A 1595-nucleotide genomic window follows, 5' to 3' on the forward strand; every position below is an offset into this window, starting at 1 on the left:
GCGTTGAGGCCATGAGCCAGCGCCACTTGAGCCACAGACGCCCCGGGCTCTGCGCACGCCGCCAACACTTGCCGCTTCAGATCGGCCGCGTGGCGCCGCCGGCTCACGCGCTTGGAGTCTTCCATAGGTGTCCACCTAAATCCTGAACCGACCCCCAAACCTTGGACAGTTATGGCTTCATGCGGGCGCCGCGGCGGCCTGCATCCTGTACGCCACCGGGCTCAGGCCTCCGAGCCCGAGCTTGATGCGATCCACGTTGTAGTAGCGAATGTAGTCGTGAAGCGCGTCTTTCAACGCCTCGGTCGTGTCGAACTTGTTGAGATGGAACATCTCGCACTTCAGCGTTCCGAAGAAGCTCTCCATGGCTGCGTTGTCATAGCAATTGCCCTTGCGCGACATGCTCTGGACGACCCCGCTTTGATGCAGGCGTTGGCGGTACGCGGGCATGCGGTATTGCCATCCTTGGTCCGAATGCAAAATCGGTCGCTGGCCTGATTCGAGCTGGTGGAACGCCTTGGTGAGCATGTTCTTGATCATGACCGGCAGCGGACGCTCTGCAATCTCGTACGACACGATCTCGCGGTTGTAGAGGTCCATTACCGGCGACAGGTACAGCTTCTGGTTGTTGACCTTGAACTCGGTCACATCGGTCACCCACTTCTGGTTGGGCTCATCCGCTGTGAAGTCGCGCTCCAGACGGTCCGGCGCCGTTTCGGAGGCCGCGCCTTCATAGGCCTTGTAGCGTTTGGGGCGGACCAGCGACTTCAGCTGCATCTCGACCATCAGCTTCTGGACCGTCTTGTGGTTGACGGCGAGTCCTTGCCGGCGCAGTTCGGCAGTGACCCGTCGATAGCCATACCGACCCTTGTGACGGTTGAAGATCTCGCGGATCTTCGCCTTCAGGACGCAGTGTTTGTCACCTGTGCTGACGGCCTTCAGCTGGTAGTAGAAGCTGCTGCGCGGCAGTTCAGCAGCGTGCAGCAGATCGTCGAGAGGGAAGTGCGGCCTCAACTCGAGCACGATCAACGTCCTTTCACGGGCGCCGAGCGTGACTTGGTTCGAGCCAAGGCCTGCACTTTTTTTAGGTAAGCGTTCTCCGCGCGCAGTTGCTGGAGATCGCGCAGCAACTCCTCGCGGCTGCGTTGGTCGTTCGTCACCGCCTCGCGGTCATCGCGCCTGCTCGGCGGCTTGCTCATCCTCTTCTGTTCCCACTTCCAGCCAGGCTGCAAGGCCGCCGCCCCATGAGCGACGTACAGCCGGTTCCACTCCGCAACCATGTCGAGGCGCCGGATGTTGAAGAGGGCCGCAACCTGCCTGCACGACAGGCCCTCATCCTGCATCCAACGCAGAACCTCGAGCTTGAAGTCGACATCGTAGATGGCGCGCCTCTTCGCCACCAGACCAGCTTTGCCGTTGGCCTCGTATGCGGCGATCCACGCCCTCAGCGAATCAACGCCGACGTCGTGCGCGCTGGCGGTGGCACGCAAGCCGCCGGCGCCCTTCCTGTAGGCCGTGACGGCCGCAAGCTTCTGCTTCTCTGTGTACCTGGTCACTTCGAACCCTCGAGTTCGTCCAGGTTTCGGGGGTCAGATCAA

General features: G+C 61.5%; 1 protein-coding gene. It reads right to left on the reverse strand.

The genetic code is table 11. The features are described 5' to 3' along the window. Window positions 1-177 precede the first annotated feature (177 nt). A protein-coding gene (locus ACCC97_RS28710) for an IS3 family transposase (RefSeq protein ID WP_413336360.1) occupies window positions 178-1553 on the reverse strand; the annotation gives its coding sequence in 2 pieces (ribosomal slippage) (window positions 178-1062 and window positions 1065-1553; 1374 coding nt in all). Window positions 1554-1595 lie beyond the last annotated feature (42 nt).

Origin of the sequence: Variovorax sp. Varisp85 (genome assembly GCF_047304045.1) — a bacterium.
Taxonomy (GTDB): domain Bacteria; phylum Pseudomonadota; class Gammaproteobacteria; order Burkholderiales; family Burkholderiaceae_C; genus Variovorax.